The following is a 17,184-nucleotide window of genomic DNA, read 5'->3' on the forward strand; positions in this document are numbered from 1 at the left end:
ATCGCCGCGCGGACCGGGACCAGCCCGGACAGTTCGACCTCTCACCGGGGTTCAGGCTGGTCTACCGGGCCTGAACGCGGCGCCGGTCACTCCCACAGGGCCGAGGCAACCATCGTGCGCCGGGCATTGCCGAGGTGGGCGCGGAACGCCTCCGAAGCCGCCTGCGTATCGCCCGCCTCCAGCGCCCGGATGATGCGCAGGTGTTCGTGGATTGCGTCGAAGTTGCGTTCCTTCTCGTCCCCCCGGTTCCAGCGGTAGTGGTAGTGAAAGACCATCGCCACGACCTCGAAGAAATCGGTCATGAAGCGGTTGTCGTAGGCCTCGACCAGCGTCCTGTGAAAGCGCTCGTCGAGGCGCGGGAAGGCGAGGTAATCGTCGTCGATCCGCTTCAGGATTGCCTCGTGCTGCGGGGCGAGGGCAATCAGTTCGGTCTGGGCCGGCGATCCCGGGCCGGCCTGAAGCGCCGCCTCGAAGGCGCGCAACTCGAACATCTCGCGCACCTCGAACAGCTCTTCGGCGAAGTCGAGCGTGAAGCCGCGCAGCACCCATGAATGGTTGCGCTCCTTGGTGATGAGGCCGAAGCGCGAGAACTTGATCAGGAACTCGCGGATCACCGAGGAACTGGTGTCGAACCGCTTCTTGAGATCGGATTCATGCAGCGCGCTGCCCGGGGCGAGGTTGCTGTTCAGGACGTATTCCATGAACCGGGACGAGACCTTTGCCGTCGCGGAGGCGGTTTCGGCCTTGCCGAAGTAATCGGACTTCTTCGGGGTCCGCAGGACTCTCTTGCTGCGCCCCTCCCATGCGATGATCCCGGCCTCGTCCAGCCCGCCGAGGATGGCGCGCACCGTGGTGCGCGAGACCGAGAGCGACCCGGACAAGGCGCTTTCCGTAGGCAGGGCGCCGGGCACGCCGATGTCCCGCACCAGATCGAGAGCCTGGTTGTAGCTTTCCTTGAACGTGCTGCTGTCACGCGACATGGCCGGACCCTTCTGATCGTGGCTCGTGTTATCGCAGCCCTGCCTCTGCCAAGTCCAGTGCCGCGCCTACATCACGCCGAAGGTGGCAAAGGCCTCCTGACTGCTCATGCCGCCGCGGATTGCCTCGGCCACCCTGTTTTCCGTGGAGGCCTTTTGGAAGGCGGCGGCGATGGCCTCGTCCTCGACCGCGCGGGGGACGATCAGCACCCCTTCGTCGTCGGCCACGATCATGTCGCCGTCGCATACCTGCACACCGCCGATCGTGATGGGGGTGCGGAAATCGAGCACCTTGCCCCTGACACCCTGATCCTGGGCATAGGCCCCGCGGGAGAACACCGGAAAACCCAGTGCGCGGATTTCGGAGGTATCGCGAACATACCCGTCGAGGATGGCCCCTGCGGCGCCGAGGTGCCGGGCCCGCGTGGACATCAGTCCGCCCCAGAGCGCGAAGTCGAGCGCGGCGCCCGAGGCGATGTAGATCTCGCCGGGCTTGAGGTCGTCCAGCGCCTGGAACATGACGCCGAAGGGCTTGTCCGCGAGCGGGCCGGGGCCGGCGCCTTCGGGGTAGGGGGCCTCGAGCACCGGCATCGCCCGCCCGACGATCCGGGTGCCGGGCTCGAGGGGCAGCAGGCCAGGCGGCAGGAACTGCCGGCGGTATCCCAGCGCGTCGAGCGCGTCGCCGATGACAGCGGTGAAGAGGTCGCGCCGGATGCACTCGAAAAGGTCTGACATGGCTTAAAACCCCGTTGCGCCGCCGCCATCCACGAGGATGACCTGGCCGTTGATGTATTTCGCGGCCGGCGCGGCAAGGAAGGCGCAGGCCCAGCCGATGTCCTCGGTCGTGCCGAGGGTCTGCATCGGGATGCGGCTCATGATCTTCTGCTTGCGGGCTGGATCGCCGTCCGTCGCCCGGCGGAAGATGTCGGTGTCGATCCAGCCGGGGGCGACCCCGTTGACCCGGATGCCCCGCGCCGCGAATTCCGCCGAAAGCCCGCGAATGACCCCGTCGATCGCTGTCTTGGAGATTGTGTAGCCATGCACCAGCGGCTGGCCGATATAGGCGGTCATCGAGGAGATGAAGGTCACGGTGCCCGGCCGTTCTTCGGCCAGCAGCCGCCTGATGACCTGGCGGGTCAGTTCCAGAGCGCCGCGCACGTGCACGTCGAAGACCTGGTCGAAATCGGCCATGTCACTGTCTTCAAAGGGCTTTTTCAGCGTGTTCCCGGCGTTGCTGACCAGCAGGTCGATGGTGCCGAAACGCTCGGCAATCGCGGCCTCGGCGGCGGGCAGGCCGGCGATGTCGGTCACGTCCAGCGGCGCGGCGGCGCAGCCGTGCCCGATCTCGGCCGCCGCGGCCTCCAGCACATCGGCGCGCCGGCCGGCGATGACGACCTTTGCACCGCTCTGGGCGAGGCAGCCCGCGATGGCCTTGCCGATCCCCGACCCGCCGCCGGTAACCAGCGCGGTCCGGCCCTCGAGTCCGTAGGTCCGCGAGAGAATGTCGTTGGTCACAGGTCGTCCTTTCCGAAGTCGATCATGATCTTGAAGGTCTCGTCCCGGTGGGCGGTCCAATGGTCGAACGCCTCGGTCGCCCGATCCCAGGGAAAGACCTTGGAGACCAGAAGGTCGGCAAGGTCCTGATGCAGTTCGAGGTAGGCGATCACCGCGTCGAAATCGGCCCGGGTGGCGTTGCGCGAGCCGCGGATGTCCAGTTCCTTGAGGTTGAAGAACTTGGTCTCGTAGGCGACTTCGGTCTTGGTGTAGCCGATGTAGACGATCCGCCCGGTGAAGGGGGCGAGGTCCACCGCCTGCCGGAAGGTCTGGGCGACGCCGGCGGCCTCGATGATCACATCGGCGCCGCGTCCCCCGGTCAGGTCGTCCAGTCTGGCGGCCAGGTCCTCCTGCATCGGGTTGATCACCGCGGCGGCGCCCAGCTGGCGCAGGACCTCGGACTTGGCTGCCGAAATCTCGCTCACGATGACCCGGGCCCCGCGGGCGAGGGCGCCCAGCACCGCGCCGACGCCGATCATGCCGCCGCCGAGGACAAGCACGGTATCCGCGGCCTCGACCTCGCCGCGGGCGACGGCGTGGAAGCCGACGGAGAGAGGTTCGACAAGGGCGAGCTGCCGCAGGCCGAGGCGATCGTTCGCGATCAGCCGGTCGGCGGGCAGGACGATCCTGTCGCAGAGCCCGCCGTCGCGCTGCACGCCGAGGGTCTGGTTGAACTGGCAGGCGTTGGGACGCCCGCGCCGGCAGGCCGGGCAAGTGCCGCAGGCGGTATAGGGCACGACGACGACATGGTCGCCGGGGCGCAGGTCGCGTTCGACGCCGGCGCCGGTCTCGAGCACCGTGCCGCCGATCTCGTGGCCCGGCACGCGGGGCAGTTCGACGAGCGGGTTGGCCCCGTTGAAGGTGCTCAGGTCGCTGCCGCAGAGCCCCACGATGCGCACGTCGACCAGCACCTCTCCGGGGCCGGGGGTCGGCGCGGGCCGTTCGAGAAAGGTGGTGTGGCCGACCGTGTCGATGGCGAGGCTTTTCATGCGGTGTCCCCCGGGGTGGTTCGGCGGGCGCTGCGTCGCGCCCGCCGGTGTCAGGTCACTGGTATTCGGCGACGTTGTCGGCGGTGATCAGGATACCGTCGATCGGCACCACGGCGGGAGCCTCCTCGCCGTTGATGACGGCCAGCAGGTTGCGGACGGATTCGGTGCCCATCCGGGTATTGTCCTGCTTGATGGTGGCGGACTGTTCGCCCTCGGCGATGGCCACGAGGTTGGCCGGGTTGCCGTCGAAGCCGACGATCACGAGGTCGTCGAGCCGGCCGAGCGCCTTGGCGGCGGAGACGGCGGCAAGCGCGCCCGGATCCCATGCCGAGAAGATGGCGGTGATTTCCGGGTCCGACTGCAGGAAGTTGGTGGTGGTCTCGAAGGCGCAGGCGTCCTGCCAGTCGCAGATCTGGAAGATCACTTCGTGGCCCGCGGCTTCGGCCGCGTTCAGCACGCCGTCGCGGCGCGCGTTGCCGGTCTGGTGCCCGGCGGAGCCGCCGAGGATCAGCACCTTGCCGCCGTCGATCTGGTCCACGATGTAGTCGCCGGCGATCCCGGCGGCGGCGAGGTTGTCGGTCTGCACCAGGCTTGACACATGGGGGTGGTCGATGCCGGTATCCACGGCGACCACCGGGATCCCCTTGGCGGCGGCGGCCTCGAGAGAGGCGTCGAAGGCCCGGTTGTCGACCGATCCGATGATGATCCCGTCGACGCCCATGTCGATGGCGCGGTCCACCGCGTCTCTCTGCGCCGCGCTGTCGGGCGACGAGGCGGTCATGTCGATGAACTCGACGTCCTGCGCCTCGGCCTCGGCGGCGGCGGCATTGGCAACGCCGATCCAGAAGGTGTTGTCGGTGGAATAGCCGGTGTAGGCGATGCGCAGGTCCTGCGCGACCACCGCCGAGCCGGAAGCCAGCGTCAAAGCGCCGGCAGCCAGCGCGGTCTTGAGTTTCGTCAGTTTCATGTCGGGTCTCCTCCCAGGGTGGTTGCGCCCCGTCTTGCGGGGGCTTTCCGTCGCGGCGGTCTACCGCGTGGATCTGCGCCAGACGTCCCAGTAGACGGCAGCGATGATGATGATTCCGATGGCGATGCGCTGGTAGGACGTGCCGACGCCCATGTAGGACAGGCCCACGGTGATGGTCTGCATGATGAGCATGCCGATCAGCGTCTTGCCGACGCCGCCGCGCCCGCCGAAGAGGCTGGTGCCGCCGATGACCACCGCGGCGATGGCGAAGAGCTCGTAGCTCTGCCCGCGCGCCGGCATGGCGAAGTTCAGCTTGGCGACCTCCATGATCGCGGCGAGGGCAGCCAGCAGCCCGCCGAGCATGTAGTAGCAGACCCGGCTGCGCTTGACCGGCACGCCGGCCAGCCGGGCGACCTCTTCGTTGCCGCCGATGGCGAAGGCGCGGATGCCGAGCCGGGTCCGGGTCAGGAACAGGCCGGTCAGAAGGGCGGCGGCGAACATGATCCCCATCGGCACCACGTAGCCGGACCCGAGGGCCTGGAACCCGTCCGGAAAGCGGGACAGGTCGCGCCCGCTGGCGAGGATCTCGGCCACGCCCTTGTAGGCGGTCAGCCCGCCGAGGGTGACGATGAAGGCGGGTACGCCGGTGGCTACCTGCACGATCCCGTTGAGCGCCCCCAGCGCCGCGCCGATCCCCAGCCCGCCGAGGACGGCGAGCCAGACCGGCAGTTCCATCTCGGCCAGGAGGATGCCGACGCAGACGCCGACCACGGCGAAGATCGATCCGACGGACAGGTCGAGCCCGCCCGAGATCAGCACCACCGTCGTGCCGCAGGCCAGCACCGCGAGGATCGCGGCCTGCCCGAAGATCGACAGCAGCGTGTCGAGGCTGCGGAAGGGCGGGGAGAGCAAGAAAAACACAAGATAGATCAGCGCCAGCGCCGCCAGCACCTGCCAAATCTGCATGAATTCGTGCCGCAGCCGGTCGAGGCTGCGCGAGGTGGCGCCGGGGTTGGACACGGCGGTTGAGCTGTTCCGGGTATCAGCCATCCTGTGCATCCCCGTCGATGGTGCCGGTGATGAGGCCGACCAGCGTGTCGCCGTCGACCTCTTCGACCCGGCGCACGGCCGTCAGCCGGCCCAGCCGAAGGACCATCACCCGGTCGCAGTAGTTCAGCACGTGCTGCATGTTGTGGGTGATCATGATGACCGAGAGGCCGTGGTCCTTGAGCGAGCGGACGAGGTCCATCGCCATCTGGCTTTCGCGCACGCCGAGCGCGGCGGTGGGCTCGTCCAGAATGGCGACCCGCTTGCCGAACATCACCGTCTTGGAGAGGGCCACCGCCTGCCGCTGACCCCCGGAAAAGGCCTGCGCGTCGCGGTAGATGTCGGTGATGCGGATGTCGAGCTTGGCAAAGAGCTCGCGGATCTCGCGGTCCATGCGCTTGAAGTCGAGCACGCCGAAGATACGGCCCAGCCAGTCGTCGCGGACGATCTCGCGGCCCAGAAAGACGTTCTGGGTGATCGGGATCTCGTTCACCAGCGCGAGGTCCTGGTAGACCGTTTCGATCCCCGCCGCCTTGGCGTCGGTGGGGCTGTCGATCTGCGCCTCGCGCCCGTCGAAGCGGATGGTGCCGCTGGTCCGGGGGATGGCGCCGGTCAGGGCCTTGATCAGCGTCGACTTGCCGGCGCCGTTGTCACCGACCACAGCAAGGACCTCGCCCTCATTCAGGGTCAGATCGACGTTGTCGAGCGCGACGATGCCGCCGTAGTGCTTGGATATGCCGCGGGCCTCGAGGACCGGATGTGTCGTCATGCCGGTCCTCCCAACCCGCAGTGCGCCCGGCTTCCACGGGCGAAATCTGTCGTAAATCGGTAAAGAACCAATCTACGGCTTGTCAACGGTTTTTTATGCATTTAACACATTCGGCGGGAGGACGGATCATGAGCGACCAGATCGGCATGGCGGCAGGGGGGCTGTTGCACCTGCACCCGGGCGACAACGTGGTGGTGGCGATCCGACCGATCGCCGGCGGAGAGGAGATCGAGGTCGGCGACACAAGGCTGGTGGCGCCCCGAGACCTGGGTCTTGGGCACAAGCTGGCCCTGACCGCCATCGCGGAGGGCGAGGATGTGACCAAATACGGCGCTCCCATAGGCCGCGCCTCCCGCGACATCGCCCCGGGCGAGCATGTGCACCTGCACAACCTCGCCAGCCGCTACACCGTGATCGAGGATATCGAGGGGACAAACGCATGACCGCCGCCACCATGACCGGCTGGCCCCGCGCCGACGGGCGCAAGGGTATCCGCAACGTCGTTCTGGTCGCCTACCTCGTGGAATGCGCCCACCACGTCTGCACCCGGATCGCCCGGCCCTTCGACGAAAGCGACGTGCAGGTGATCGGCTTTTCCGGGTGCTTTCCGTCGGACTACGGGCAGGAGATGTTGGCGGCCCTGTGCACCCATCCGAACGTCGGGGCGGTGCAGCTTGTCTCGCTGGGCTGCGAGAATTTCCGCAAGCTGGAGCTGGCCGAGGCGGTGCGCGCCTCGGGCCGTCCGGTGAACCTCGTCACCATCCAGTCCACTGGCGGCACCGCGGCGGCGATCGAGGCGGGCCGGACCTGGGTCGCGGAGCAGGTGGACGCCTTGCAGGAGGCGCCGCGCGTCGCGATGGACCCCTCGGAACTGGTGATCGGGACGATCTGCGGCGGCTCGGACGCGACCTCCGGCCTGACCGGCAACCCGGCGGCGGGCCGCGCCTTCGACCGCTTCGTCGCCGAGGGGGCGACCTGCATCTTCGAGGAAACCGGAGAGCTGATCGGCTGCGAGCATATCATGGCCGACCGGGTGAGCGACCCGGCCCTGCGGCCCGGCATCCTGGCCACCGTCGAGAAAGCCGCCCGCTACTACGCGCAGATGGGCTACGGGTCGTTCTCGAACGGCAATGCCCTTGGCGGGCTGTCCACCATCGAGGAAAAATCGCTGGGGGCCTATGCCAAGTCCGGTTCGAGCCCGATCTCGGGGATCATCAAACCCGCGCAGCAGGCCCCGGGCGCCGGGCTCTACCTGCTGGACGTGGTGCCCGAGGGCGCGCCGAGGTTCGGCTTTCCCAACATCAACGACACCGCCGAGATCATCGAACTGATCGCCTGCGGCGCCCATGCGGTGATCTTCGTCACCGGGCGGGGGTCGGTCGTGGGGTCGGCCATCTCGCCGGTGCTCAAGGTCTGCGCCAACCCCGAGACCTACGACCGAATGGCCGCCGACATGGACGTGAACGCCGGGCGCATCCTGCGCGGCGAGGCGACGCTGGACGAGGTGGGCGACGAGATCCACGACAGGATCGTGGCCCTGGGGCAGGGGGGCCGGACCCGGTCCGAGATCCTTGGCCATACCGAGTTCGTCCTGACCTACAAGACAGCCCGCGGCCCCGAGCCGGGCTGCCACGTCTGAGGAGATCCGCGATGCTGCGAGAAGACCACCGACTGTCCTTTGGCACCGGCGGGCTGGGCGGCCTTTATCGCCCGGTCGGCGAGGCCGAGGCCGAGGCGGTGCTGGAAGCCGCATGGGAGGCCGGCATCCGCTATTTCGACACCGCGCCGCACTATGGACACGGCATGGCCGAGCATCGGCTGGGCCGGTTCCTGCGCGGGCGGGAGGGCTGGCTGCTGTCGACCAAGGCGGGCCGCATCCTGACGCCGGACCGGGACCCGCCCGCCGTGGTCAACGGATTTCACAGCGCGCTGCCGTTCCGCCAGCGCTTTGACTTTACCTACGACGGGATCATGCGGTCGGTGGAGGACAGCTACCAGCGGCTCGGTCTGAACCGGATCGACATCCTCTATGTCCACGACATCGGCGATGCGGACGCGGGCACCGACTCGGCGGAGCACCGCGCGCAATTGCTGGACAGCGGGGTGCGGGCGCTGGAAGAACTGAAGTCCTCGGGCACCCTGGGCGCGGTCGGCCTCGGGGTGAACACGGTCGAGATCTGCGAGGAGCTGATCGGCCGCATGCCCATCGACCTGATCCTGCTGGCCGGGCGCTACACGCTGCTGGACCGCTCCGCCACCGCGCGGCTGTTCCCGCTGGCCGAGGCGCATGGCATCCGCTTTGTCATCGGCGGGGTGTTCAATTCCGGGATCCTCGCCACCGGTCCGGTGGAGGGCGCGCATTACAACTATGCGCCCGCGCCGCAGGACATCCTCGACCACGTCGCGCGGCTGGAGGCGGTCTGCGCCGCCCACAGCGCGCCGCTGGCCAGTGCCGCGCTTCAGTTTCCTGACCGGCACCCGCTGGTGGTGTCGACCCTGATCGGCACCGGCAAGGTCAGTTCGCTGACCCGCAACGTGGCGCAGTTCGCAGCGGACCTGCCGGATGCGCTCTGGTCGGAACTGGAAGGCGCCGCGTGAGGATCGACGCGCATCAGCATTTCTGGACCCTGTCGCGGGGCGACTATCCGTGGCCGAACGAGAGCGTCGCCCCGATCTTCCGCGATTTCGGGCCGGACGATCTGGCGCCGCTGCTGGCGGCAGCGGGGATCGACCGGACGATCCTCGTTCAGGCGACGGATACGGTGGAGGAGACCGGCTTCCTGCTGGACCTTGCCGCAGGGGCCGATTTCGTCGCCGGGGTCGTGGGCTGGGTCGACCTGACCGCGCCGGACGCCATGGCCACGATCGATCGGCTGCGCGCCGATCCGGCGCTGAAAGGCCTGCGGCCGATGCTTCAGAACATAGGGGCGACGGACTGGATATTGCAGGACGCGGCCGCCCCCGCCCTTGCGCATATGGAGGCGACGGGCCTGCGGTTCGATGCCCTGATCCAGCCTCGGCACCTGCCGGTGATCGACACCCTCGCGGGCCGCTATCCCGGCCTGCCCATCGTGATCGACCACATCGCCAAGCCCGTGATGGGCGGCGGAGCGGCGCCGGATGCGGCGTGGCTGGAGGGGATCGGCCGGCTGGCGGCGCGGGCAAACGTCTGGTGCAAGCTGTCCGGAATGGTCACGGAGGCGGGGCCGGAGTGGACCGACGCGGACCTCGCCCCCTTTGCCGCGCATGTACTGGACGCCTTCGGGGCGGGCCGGGTGATGTTCGGCAGCGACTGGCCGGTGCTCACCCTTGCCAGCGACTACGCGACATGGGCGCAAACGGCCGATCGGCTGATCGCGGAGCTGCCCGCGCCCGAACAGGCCGAGGTTCGCGGCGGCACGGCCGCCCGGTTCTACGGCATCGACTGACAGGAGAAGGACCGCACATGGCACAGCGCATGGGTTTCGTCATCGGCATCAACCCCGCCGACATCCCGCGATACAAGGAACTTCACGCCGCCGTCTGGCCCGGCGTGCTGGCGCGCCTGAAGGCGTCGAACATCACCAATTACTCGATCTTCCTGCGCGAGCCCGAGAACCTGATGTTCGGCTACTGGGAATATGCCGGCGAGGATTTCGAGGCGGACATGGCCGCCATCGCCGAGGACGAGGTCACGCAGGAATGGTGGGCGGTCTGCGGGCCGATGCAGCGCGCGCTGGAGACCCGCGCCGAAGGCGAGTGGTGGGCCGCGATGGAGCAGGTGTTCTACCTGGAGTGAACGGCCCCGGCGCCTACCAGTTCGTCACCCCCCCGTCCGGGCGGCGCAGGCGGGGGCAGCCCACCTCGCCGACCGGGGCGGGGTCGGCCAGCCTGGTCTCGTCGACCTCGACCCCCAGCCCGGGCCCCTCCGGCACCGGGTAGCCGGCCCCGTCGAGCGCGATCTGCCGGGTGAAAACCTCGGGCACGTCGAAGCCGCAGGCCTCGACCGGGGTGTCCCGGCATTCGAGGTAGGCGAAATTGGCGATCGCCGCGCCGAAATGGACCGAGGCGGCGGTGCAGATCGGCCCCAGCGGGTTGTGGGGCATGATGTCGACGTAATGCGCCTCGCACCAGCCGGCGATCTTCATCGCCTCGGTCAGGCCGCCGACGAGGCACAGGTCGATGCGGATGAACTGGGCAAGGTCGCGTTCGACGTAGGGCAGGGCCTGCCACTTGTTGGCGAACTCCTCGCCGATGGCGAAGTTGACATTGGTCTGGGCGCGCAGGGCGGCATAGGCCTCGGGCGTCTGGTTGCGGATCGGCTCTTCGAGGAAATCCAGCGTCCCCGGCGGCATCATCTGACAGAACATCGCCGCCTCGGCCACCGACAGCCGGTGGTGATAGTCAAGCCCGATCATCGGGCCGGGCCCCAGCGCCTCGCGGGCGCGGGTCATCCATTTCGCGGTTTCGGCGATGGAGGACCGGGCGTCGAAGATGTCCTTGGTATAATGCTGCGCGGGGGACAGGCGGAAGCAGGTCCAGCCCTTGTCCACCAGCAGCCGGGCCTCGTCGATCATCACCTCGTCCGGTTCGCGCGCGGTGGAGGCGAAGCCGGGGACGGTATGCCGCTGCCGGCCGCCCAGAAGCTCGAACACCGGCACCCCGAGGCATTTGCCCTTGATGTCGTGCAGGGCAATGTCGACGGCCGAGATCGCCGCCCCGGTGACGACGCCGCCTTCCATGTACTGGCTGCGGTAGAGTTCCTGCCAGATGCGGCCGATGAAGAACGGGTCCTTGCCGACGAGGATCGGGGCGAAGTGGTCGAGCATGCCCTTCACCGCCAGTTCGCGGCCCGTCAGCCCGCTTTCGCCCCAGCCGTAGGTGCCGTCCTCGAGCGTGATCTTGAGCAGCAACCGGTTGCGGTTGCCGATCCGGGCGTGGATCGGGCGCACCTCGGCGATGGTCCGCCTCATGCCGCGGCCATTGCGCCGAGGGTGCCGCGCAGGCGGGCGCCCGAGGCGTCGAAGGCCAGCAGGTGCTGCGGCGCAGCGGTCAGGGTCACGGTGCTGCCGGGCTGCGGCGGGCGGGGGTCGCGGGTTTCCGCGATGACCGGCTGGCCGTCCGTCAGGGTGCCGTAGATGTAGCGGGTGCCGCCGAGGTTTTCGACCACGTCGACGCGCGCCGTCACCTCGATCGCGCCGCCGGTGCCGGGAGACAGGTGCTCGGGCCGGACGCCGACCTTGACCGGCGCGCCGTCGTCCCAGCCCGGGGCATCGGCGCCGAAGGACAGGTTGGCCCCGGGGTCGAGCGCGACCGCGCCGCCCGTGACCCGGCCCGGCAGGAAGTTCATCCGCGGGCTGCCGATGAAACCGGCGACGAATTCGTTCGCCGGATCCTCGTAGAGCGTCATCGGGCTGCCCTGCTGTTCGATCCGCCCGTCCCGCAGCACGACGATCTTGTCCGCGAGGGTCAGCGCCTCGGTTTGGTCGTGGGTGACGTAGATCATCGTCGCCCCGATCTCCTGATGCAGCTTGGCCAGTTCGACCCGCATGGCCACCCGCAGTTCGGCATCGAGGTTCGACAGGGGTTCGTCGAAGAGGAAAAGCCGCGGTTCGCGCACGATGGCGCGGCCGATGGCGACGCGCTGACGCTGGCCGCCGGAAAGCTGCGCCGGTTTGCGCTCCAGCAGCGCCTCGATCTGGAGCGACCGGGCGGCCTTGAGCACCCTGTCGTCGATCTCGGCCCGCGGCACACCCAGCATCTTGAGCCCGAAGCCGATGTTCCTGCGCACCGTCATGTGCGGGTAGAGCGCGTAGTTCTGGAACACCATTGTCACCCCGCGTTCGACCGGGTTGGCCTCGTTCATGCGCTGGCCCTCGATCAACAGATCGCCGCCGGTGATCTCTTCCAGTCCCGCAATCATCCGCAGCAGGGTGGACTTGCCGCAGCCCGAGGGGCCGACGAAGACGGTGAAGGATCCTTCCTCGATCTCCAGATCGATGCCGTGGATGACCTCGACTGCGCCGTAGTTCTTGGTGAAGCGTTGAAGTTCAACTGCCGACATCTGGCCGGACTCCTTTGGTTTGCGCCTTGGGCGGCGGGGCGACCGAGGCCCGTTCGATGAGGGTGCAGGGCAGGAACTCGTTCGGGCCGGTCCCGGTCCCGGGGGCATCCTTGCCGCAAATGTCCGCCACCCGTGCGGCCAGCGCCCGGGCCATCAGGTCGATCGGCTGGGCGACGGCGGTGATGGCGGGCGAGCCGAGGCGGAAGATCTCGGCGTCGTCGAAGCTTACCACCGAGATGTCCTGCGGCACGCGCAGCCCGCGTTCGCGCAGGACCGAAATGGCGCCGATGGTGCTGCGGTAGTTGGCGCCGAAGATGGCGGTGGGCGGGCTGCCCAGGTCCAGCAGGCGGCCGATTGCGCGGGCGCCGCCGGCCCGGGTCCAGTGCGCCTCTTCGATCAGCTCGGGCACGGGGTCCAGCCCGGCGGCCTGAAGGGCCTGCCGCCAGCCTTCCAGCCGGTCCCGGCCGGTCTGGTTGACGCTGCTGCCGGCGAGGATTCCGATGCGCCGGTGCCCCGCCTCGATCAGGTGCCGGGTCGCGGCGTGGGCGCCGGCGACGTTGTCCACCACCACGCCGTTCAGGGCGAGGCTGTGCTGGGGGTTGTCGTAGGTGATGACCGGGGTTCCACTGTCGATCAGCGCCCGGATCGCCGCCACATGGGCTTCCGCCCCGCCCATGACCAGCGTGTCGACCCGGTAGTTGCGGAAGAAATCCAGCGCGGCGGCGACGGTTTCGTCGGAGTTGTCGTGGCAATGGCTGACGCTCATCAGCCCGATCCCGCGCAGTTCGGCGGTCAGCCGGGTGACCAGCGTGCTGTGAAATTCGTCTAGGTTGGGCACCAGCACCCCGATCAGCCCGGTGCGCGCGGCCTTCATCGCCGTGGCCAGCGCGTTGCGGCGATATCCCAGCTTGGCGATGGCCGCGGCGACCGCGGCGTGGTTGCGCGGCTTGACCGGAAGGTCGTTGAGGAATCGCGACACCGTGCCGATCGAGACGCCCGCCGCCTCGGCCACGTCCATGATCGTCACGGGGCGCTGGCGCGGGGTCTTCATGTGGCCTCGAACGCGATGGCGCGGTGGATGTGCAGACCGTCCAGTCGAACCGTCGCGCGGCCGTCCTCCCATGTCCAGTCCAGCGGCGTGCCCTCGGGCACGCTGACCGCGCGGGCCGGCCTGTCCTCGAGAGCGACCGAGGCGGTGAGGGGCCCGAGGCGGGGGATGTCCTCGATCATCTCGATGTGGCGCAGACCGTGCTGCAGGTCGTCCACCGCCACGCCGCGCACCTGCGGGCCGCCGTAGAGCAGGTGCAGGACGGTCCGCCCCTCTTGCCGGGTGACGCTGGCGCGGCCGCCGGAGGGCAGGTCCGTCACCAGCCGGCGGCGCGGCAGCAGCCGGTCGATCAGGGCGAGGACGGCGTATTTGTAGATCGGCTGACCGATCCGCTTGTAGGCGTCGAAGATCGGCCAGGCGATGTATCCGGTCCGGTCGGTCGCCACGATGCCGGGGCCGAGCGCCGGGGCGGCGGGATCGTTGGGAAAATGCTGGTGCGAGCAGAAGGCGCGCCAGCTGCGGTTGGCGTAGGGCGCCGCGACCTCGCCCAGCACGGTGCCGCCCTCGGCTGTGACCACGCGGGCGGGCGCATAGACCACCACCGCGCTGCCGGGGATCCGCGGGTCGAGGCCGGGGGCCGACAGATAGGTCGGGTTCAGCGCGGTCTCTTCGCCGCCGTCGGCGATGCCGAGGTGCAGGGCGACCCCGCCGTCCGGCGACAGGCCGGAGCGGTGCGAGGCGATGAGCTTGCCGCCGCCGTCGAGATAGGCCCCCAGCCGCGTGGCGAGGGCGGCATCGACCGGGATGTCGTCGGGAAGGATCAGAAGCGGGTAGGCCGAGAAGTCGGCATGGCTGTCGAGGATGTCGAAGGGAATCTGCGCCTCGAGCATCATCTGCGCCGCGCCGTCGTCGGCGTGGTTGTTGCGGCCCATCCCGTGGCTGCCGAAATGCTCGACCGACAGGATGCCCACGTCCGACAATTGTCGCGCGCCCCTCAGCCAGGGCTCCATCGCCTTGATCCGGGCATAGGCCGGGGTCAGCCGGGCGTAGGTGTCGGCGTTGATCGCGCCGCTGGGGTGGAGCTGGTCGCCGATCAGGCACTTGGTGCCGAGCGCGGCCATCTGGGCGCACTCGTAGTCCAGCGACTGTTCGGACTTGAAGCCGCCGAATTCGCCCCAAAGCGTGTGGAACTTGCCCGTCTGCCCCAGCGTGTCGAACCCCTTGGGCACCGCGTAGCGCGCGTTGGAGGGGAAATGATCCCAGCCCCAGCCGCCGGTGGGCAGGCTTTCGATCTCGAGGTGCGAATAGGTGTCGTAGCGACCGGGGTCGCGTTTGTGGATGTGCCCGGCGTTGTAGAAGATGCGCAGCTCCGGGAACTCGGCCCAGAGCGCCTCGGACACCTCGCTGCGGAAGCTGTCCAGCGTGCGTTTGTCGTTCTCGGCCCGGTCGGCGGGGTTCTCGGGGTCGAGGCCGGCGCCCTGCATGGACCGGACGCAGGCCGGACAGACGCAGTCGAAGGTGCTGACGATGTCGAAGAACAGCCCCGGCGGCGCGTATCTGCGCGCCACCTCCTGCCCCGTTGCGAGCACGTAGTCGCGGAACCCCCGATGCGACAGGCAGACGGTATGCCATGTCGCGGTCAGCTGGCGCGAGGCGGAGGCGTCGTCGCTGGGATGCTTGGATGCGTTGCTCGCGCTCATCACCCGCCATTCGGGGTGTTCGCGCGCGATGTGTTCGTCCCACTGCACGGTGATGTAGATCGGCGTTTCGATGTCGCGGGCGCGGCAGGCCTGCACCATTTCGCCCAGCAGGTCGGGACGGGCCAGCCCGGGATGCGCCGGGCCGACCTCGCTGGGGTAATAGCTCCAGCCGTGGTGGCAGCGGGCGAAGACGGTGATGCTGTCGACGTTGGCCGCAACGAGGGTATCGGCAAAGACCTCGGCGTCGAAATCCGCACCGACGCTGTCGATCGCCTCGGAGGTGTGAAAGTCGAGGTGGATCTGGCGATAGCGCAGGGGGGGAAAGGTGCGGCTCATTCCTTGCTTCCGGTCTTGGTCTGCGCCCCGGCGGTGAAGTAGCGCTGGAACACCACGAAGATGGCCAGGGGCACGATTGTGGTGATGATCGCCGCGACGGCGACCTGATCGAAGTTGTTGTCGTAGACCCCCTGCACCCGGGCCAGCAGGGCGGGCAGGGGCAGTTCCTCGCGCAGGAAGACGACCGGTAGCAGCAGGCCGTTCCATGTCCACATGAACTGAAGGATCGCCACCGCCGCGATGGGCGTGAGCATGTTCGGCAGGACGATGTGGAAGAACCGGGCGACCGGGCCGCAGGCGTCGATCTGGGCGGCTTCGATCAGGTCCTTGGGAAAGTCCTCGAGGTAGTTCTTCACCAGGAAGACGGACCACGCAAAGCTCAGGCCGGCGAAGGGGATGATGACCGACCACATGTTGTCGATCATGCCGAGGTCGCGCCAGAGCAGGAACAGCGGGATCACCACCACCTGATTGGGCAGGACGAAGGCATTGACGATGATCAGCAGCAGCACGCGCCGCATCGGAAAGCTGAGGTAGTGGAAGGCATAGGCCGCCGCCGGGGCCATGATCATCGGGATCAGGGTCGAGATCACCGCGATCTTGGTCGACACCCAGGCCGCGTAGGCAAGGGGGAACCGGTCCCAGACGTTGCGCCATGCATCGAGTGTGAAGCTGATCTCGCCCACCGACCACCAGCCGAGGGTGGTTTCGGACAGGGGCCGGATCGAGATCGCCACGAGGCCGACCAGCGGCACGATCCAGATCAGCGCGACCAGCGCGACGACGGGGAGGACCCAGGCGGGTGTCTTGCCGATCATCGTGCCGCCCTCGTGCGCTGAGCGATCAGCGGGGTGGAGACGATGAGCACCGCCAGCAGCAGCACCACCGTGCTCGCCGCCCCGTAGCCGAGTTTGAAGTTGAGCATGGATTCGCGGAACATGAAGAAACCCACCGTCTCGGTCGTGCGGACGGGGCCGCCTCCGGTCAGCATGTAGATCAGGTCGAAGGCCTTGAGGCTTTGCAGCAGGTTGATGAAGATCGCGACCCGCACGCCCGGAAGGGACAGGGGCATCACGATGTGCCGCATCATCGACATCGGCTTGGCCCCGTCGATGTAGGCGGCCTCGAAGTAGCTGCGCGGGATCGACTGGATCGAGGCGAAGCAGGTCATCAGCGGCAGCCCCACCTGTGTCCAGACGTAGGCGACGATCACCGCCGTGAGCGCGGTGTCGGGGTTGCCCAGCCAGGCCTGTTGCAGGTGTTCCAGCCCCAGCCCGCCGAGGATGCCGTTCAGCAGGCCGTAGTCCGGCCGATAGATGCCCAGCCAGATGAAGCCGACCACTGCCTCGCTCACCCCGTAGGCGGCGAAGATCAGCACCCGGAAGATCATCGTCTCGCGCGGCTTGAGCGCGCAGGCCATGGCGAGCGCCCAGCCGATTGAGACGGAAAAGAAGGTTGCGCAGAAGGACCAGTAGAAGGTCACGCGGAGGGCGCGCAGGAAATTCTCGTCGCCGAGCAGCTTGACGTAGTTGTCGAAGCCGACGGCCTTGGGCGGCGCGAGGCCCTTGATCTCGAAGAAGCTCAACCGGATCGTTTCGAACACCGGGTAGAGGACCGAGACGCCGAAGAAGATCATCAGCGGCCCGAGCAGGATCAGGGCGGCGGCGCCCTGGCTGAACTGGCGCGGCGCGCGCAGGGCGCCGTTGGGCAGGCCTTTCGGCCCGCCCAGGGTATTTGCGGTCGCGTCGGCCATC

18 protein-coding genes are annotated in these 17,184 nt (G+C 68.3%); 5 read left to right on the forward strand and 13 right to left on the reverse strand.

What is annotated here, in order from left to right; all coding sequences use genetic code 11:
- Positions 1 to 86 precede the first annotated feature (86 nt).
- The 7 genes from BUR94_RS01070 to BUR94_RS01100 form a co-directional block, all read right to left on the reverse strand.
- Complete coding sequence (locus tag BUR94_RS01070; protein WP_074254428.1) at positions 87 to 980, reverse strand: GntR family transcriptional regulator; 894 nt, start codon at positions 978 to 980, stop codon at positions 87 to 89.
- Positions 981 to 1,046: 66 nt separating this feature from the next.
- The gene (locus BUR94_RS01075; protein WP_074254429.1) at positions 1,047 to 1,712 is read right to left on the reverse strand and encodes an RraA family protein; all 666 of its coding nucleotides are present in this window, start codon (positions 1,710 to 1,712) and stop codon (positions 1,047 to 1,049) included.
- Positions 1,713 to 1,715: 3 nt separating this feature from the next.
- Positions 1,716 to 2,492 carry an SDR family NAD(P)-dependent oxidoreductase gene (locus BUR94_RS01080; RefSeq protein WP_074254430.1) on the reverse strand — a complete coding sequence of 259 codons (777 nt, stop codon included), beginning with the start codon at positions 2,490 to 2,492 and terminating at the stop codon, positions 1,716 to 1,718.
- Complete coding sequence (locus tag BUR94_RS01085; RefSeq protein ID WP_074254431.1) at positions 2,489 to 3,520, reverse strand: zinc-binding alcohol dehydrogenase family protein; 1,032 nt, start codon at positions 3,518 to 3,520, stop codon at positions 2,489 to 2,491. Before BUR94_RS01085 ends, BUR94_RS01080 begins: the two co-directional genes overlap by 4 nt.
- A gap of 55 nt (positions 3,521 to 3,575) precedes the next feature.
- On the reverse strand, positions 3,576 to 4,487 hold the full coding sequence (locus BUR94_RS01090) for a sugar ABC transporter substrate-binding protein (RefSeq protein ID WP_074254432.1): 912 nt from the start codon (positions 4,485 to 4,487) through the stop codon (positions 3,576 to 3,578).
- A gap of 60 nt (positions 4,488 to 4,547) precedes the next feature.
- A complete protein-coding gene (locus BUR94_RS01095) occupies positions 4,548 to 5,537 on the reverse strand; it encodes an ABC transporter permease (protein WP_175570403.1) in 990 nt (329 codons plus the stop codon).
- Positions 5,530 to 6,303 (reverse strand): ATP-binding cassette domain-containing protein, encoded by a 774-nt coding sequence (locus tag BUR94_RS01100; RefSeq protein ID WP_074254434.1) that lies wholly within the window; start codon positions 6,301 to 6,303, stop codon positions 5,530 to 5,532. The genes BUR94_RS01095 and BUR94_RS01100 overlap by 8 nt, the downstream gene beginning before the upstream one ends.
- A gap of 128 nt (positions 6,304 to 6,431) precedes the next feature.
- Between BUR94_RS01100 and BUR94_RS01105 the strand changes: the two genes are divergently transcribed.
- The 5 genes from BUR94_RS01105 to BUR94_RS01125 are packed head-to-tail and all read left to right on the forward strand — an operon-like array spanning position 6,432 to position 10,081.
- Complete coding sequence (locus tag BUR94_RS01105; protein WP_217694036.1) at positions 6,432 to 6,746, forward strand: UxaA family hydrolase; 315 nt, start codon at positions 6,432 to 6,434, stop codon at positions 6,744 to 6,746.
- Positions 6,743 to 7,942 (forward strand): UxaA family hydrolase, encoded by a 1,200-nt coding sequence (locus BUR94_RS01110; RefSeq protein ID WP_217694037.1) that lies wholly within the window; start codon positions 6,743 to 6,745, stop codon positions 7,940 to 7,942. Before BUR94_RS01105 ends, BUR94_RS01110 begins: the two co-directional genes overlap by 4 nt.
- A gap of 11 nt (positions 7,943 to 7,953) precedes the next feature.
- Positions 7,954 to 8,901, forward strand: a complete 948-nt coding sequence (locus BUR94_RS01115; protein WP_074254435.1) for an aldo/keto reductase — start codon at positions 7,954 to 7,956, stop codon at positions 8,899 to 8,901.
- Entirely contained in the window at positions 8,898 to 9,731 is an 834-nt protein-coding gene (locus tag BUR94_RS01120; RefSeq protein WP_074254436.1) for an amidohydrolase family protein, read from the forward strand. Before BUR94_RS01115 ends, BUR94_RS01120 begins: the two co-directional genes overlap by 4 nt.
- Before the next feature lie 17 nt (positions 9,732 to 9,748).
- Positions 9,749 to 10,081 carry an L-rhamnose mutarotase gene (locus tag BUR94_RS01125; protein WP_074254437.1) on the forward strand — a complete coding sequence of 111 codons (333 nt, stop codon included), beginning with the start codon at positions 9,749 to 9,751 and terminating at the stop codon, positions 10,079 to 10,081.
- Between the two features lie 13 nt (positions 10,082 to 10,094).
- Here the strand turns inward: BUR94_RS01125 and BUR94_RS01130 are convergent, their stop codons facing one another.
- From BUR94_RS01130 to BUR94_RS01155, 6 genes are read right to left on the reverse strand one after another with little or no spacing between them, the layout of a single operon-like run.
- Positions 10,095 to 11,255 (reverse strand): mandelate racemase/muconate lactonizing enzyme family protein, encoded by a 1,161-nt coding sequence (locus tag BUR94_RS01130; RefSeq protein ID WP_074254438.1) that lies wholly within the window; start codon positions 11,253 to 11,255, stop codon positions 10,095 to 10,097.
- Entirely contained in the window at positions 11,252 to 12,346 is a 1,095-nt protein-coding gene (locus BUR94_RS01135; RefSeq protein ID WP_074254439.1) for an ABC transporter ATP-binding protein, read from the reverse strand. The genes BUR94_RS01130 and BUR94_RS01135 overlap by 4 nt, the downstream gene beginning before the upstream one ends.
- Entirely contained in the window at positions 12,333 to 13,397 is a 1,065-nt protein-coding gene (locus BUR94_RS01140; RefSeq protein ID WP_074254440.1) for a LacI family DNA-binding transcriptional regulator, read from the reverse strand. The genes BUR94_RS01135 and BUR94_RS01140 overlap by 14 nt, the downstream gene beginning before the upstream one ends.
- Complete coding sequence (locus BUR94_RS01145; protein WP_074254441.1) at positions 13,394 to 15,430, reverse strand: alpha-amylase family protein; 2,037 nt, start codon at positions 15,428 to 15,430, stop codon at positions 13,394 to 13,396. The genes BUR94_RS01140 and BUR94_RS01145 overlap by 4 nt, the downstream gene beginning before the upstream one ends.
- On the reverse strand, positions 15,427 to 16,248 hold the full coding sequence (locus BUR94_RS01150) for a carbohydrate ABC transporter permease (RefSeq protein WP_074254442.1): 822 nt from the start codon (positions 16,246 to 16,248) through the stop codon (positions 15,427 to 15,429). The genes BUR94_RS01145 and BUR94_RS01150 overlap by 4 nt, the downstream gene beginning before the upstream one ends.
- Positions 16,245 to 17,183 (reverse strand): carbohydrate ABC transporter permease, encoded by a 939-nt coding sequence (locus tag BUR94_RS01155; protein ID WP_084192867.1) that lies wholly within the window; start codon positions 17,181 to 17,183, stop codon positions 16,245 to 16,247. The genes BUR94_RS01150 and BUR94_RS01155 overlap by 4 nt, the downstream gene beginning before the upstream one ends.
- Position 17,184: the final 1 nt, after the last annotated feature.

Origin of the sequence: Vannielia litorea (genome assembly GCF_900142295.1) — a bacterium.
GTDB classification, from domain to species: Bacteria; Pseudomonadota; Alphaproteobacteria; order Rhodobacterales; family Rhodobacteraceae; genus Vannielia; species Vannielia litorea.

Excerpts from the sequence above, each read along its gene's own strand:
- BUR94_RS01070 (WP_074254428.1), bottom strand. The coding sequence starts at position 980 with ATGTCGCGTGACAGCAGCACGTTCAAGGAAAGCTACAACCAGGCTCTC.
- BUR94_RS01075 (WP_074254429.1), bottom strand. The coding sequence starts at position 1,712 with ATGTCAGACCTTTTCGAGTGCATCCGGCGCGACCTCTTCACCGCTGTC.
- BUR94_RS01085 (WP_074254431.1), bottom strand. The coding sequence starts at position 3,520 with ATGAAAAGCCTCGCCATCGACACGGTCGGCCACACCACCTTTCTCGAA.
- BUR94_RS01090 (WP_074254432.1), bottom strand. The coding sequence starts at position 4,487 with ATGAAACTGACGAAACTCAAGACCGCGCTGGCTGCCGGCGCTTTGACG.
- BUR94_RS01095 (WP_175570403.1), bottom strand. The coding sequence starts at position 5,537 with ATGGCTGATACCCGGAACAGCTCAACCGCCGTGTCCAACCCCGGCGCC.
- BUR94_RS01100 (WP_074254434.1), bottom strand. The coding sequence starts at position 6,303 with ATGACGACACATCCGGTCCTCGAGGCCCGCGGCATATCCAAGCACTAC.
- BUR94_RS01105 (WP_217694036.1), top strand. The coding sequence starts at position 6,432 with ATGAGCGACCAGATCGGCATGGCGGCAGGGGGGCTGTTGCACCTGCAC.
- BUR94_RS01110 (WP_217694037.1), top strand. The coding sequence starts at position 6,743 with ATGACCGCCGCCACCATGACCGGCTGGCCCCGCGCCGACGGGCGCAAG.
- BUR94_RS01115 (WP_074254435.1), top strand. The coding sequence starts at position 7,954 with ATGCTGCGAGAAGACCACCGACTGTCCTTTGGCACCGGCGGGCTGGGC.
- BUR94_RS01125 (WP_074254437.1), top strand. The coding sequence starts at position 9,749 with ATGGCACAGCGCATGGGTTTCGTCATCGGCATCAACCCCGCCGACATC.
- BUR94_RS01130 (WP_074254438.1), bottom strand. The coding sequence starts at position 11,255 with ATGAGGCGGACCATCGCCGAGGTGCGCCCGATCCACGCCCGGATCGGC.
- BUR94_RS01135 (WP_074254439.1), bottom strand. The coding sequence starts at position 12,346 with ATGTCGGCAGTTGAACTTCAACGCTTCACCAAGAACTACGGCGCAGTC.
- BUR94_RS01140 (WP_074254440.1), bottom strand. The coding sequence starts at position 13,397 with ATGAAGACCCCGCGCCAGCGCCCCGTGACGATCATGGACGTGGCCGAG.
- BUR94_RS01145 (WP_074254441.1), bottom strand. The coding sequence starts at position 15,430 with ATGAGCCGCACCTTTCCCCCCCTGCGCTATCGCCAGATCCACCTCGAC.
- BUR94_RS01150 (WP_074254442.1), bottom strand. The coding sequence starts at position 16,248 with ATGATCGGCAAGACACCCGCCTGGGTCCTCCCCGTCGTCGCGCTGGTC.
- BUR94_RS01155 (WP_084192867.1), bottom strand. The coding sequence starts at position 17,183 with ATGGCCGACGCGACCGCAAATACCCTGGGCGGGCCGAAAGGCCTGCCC.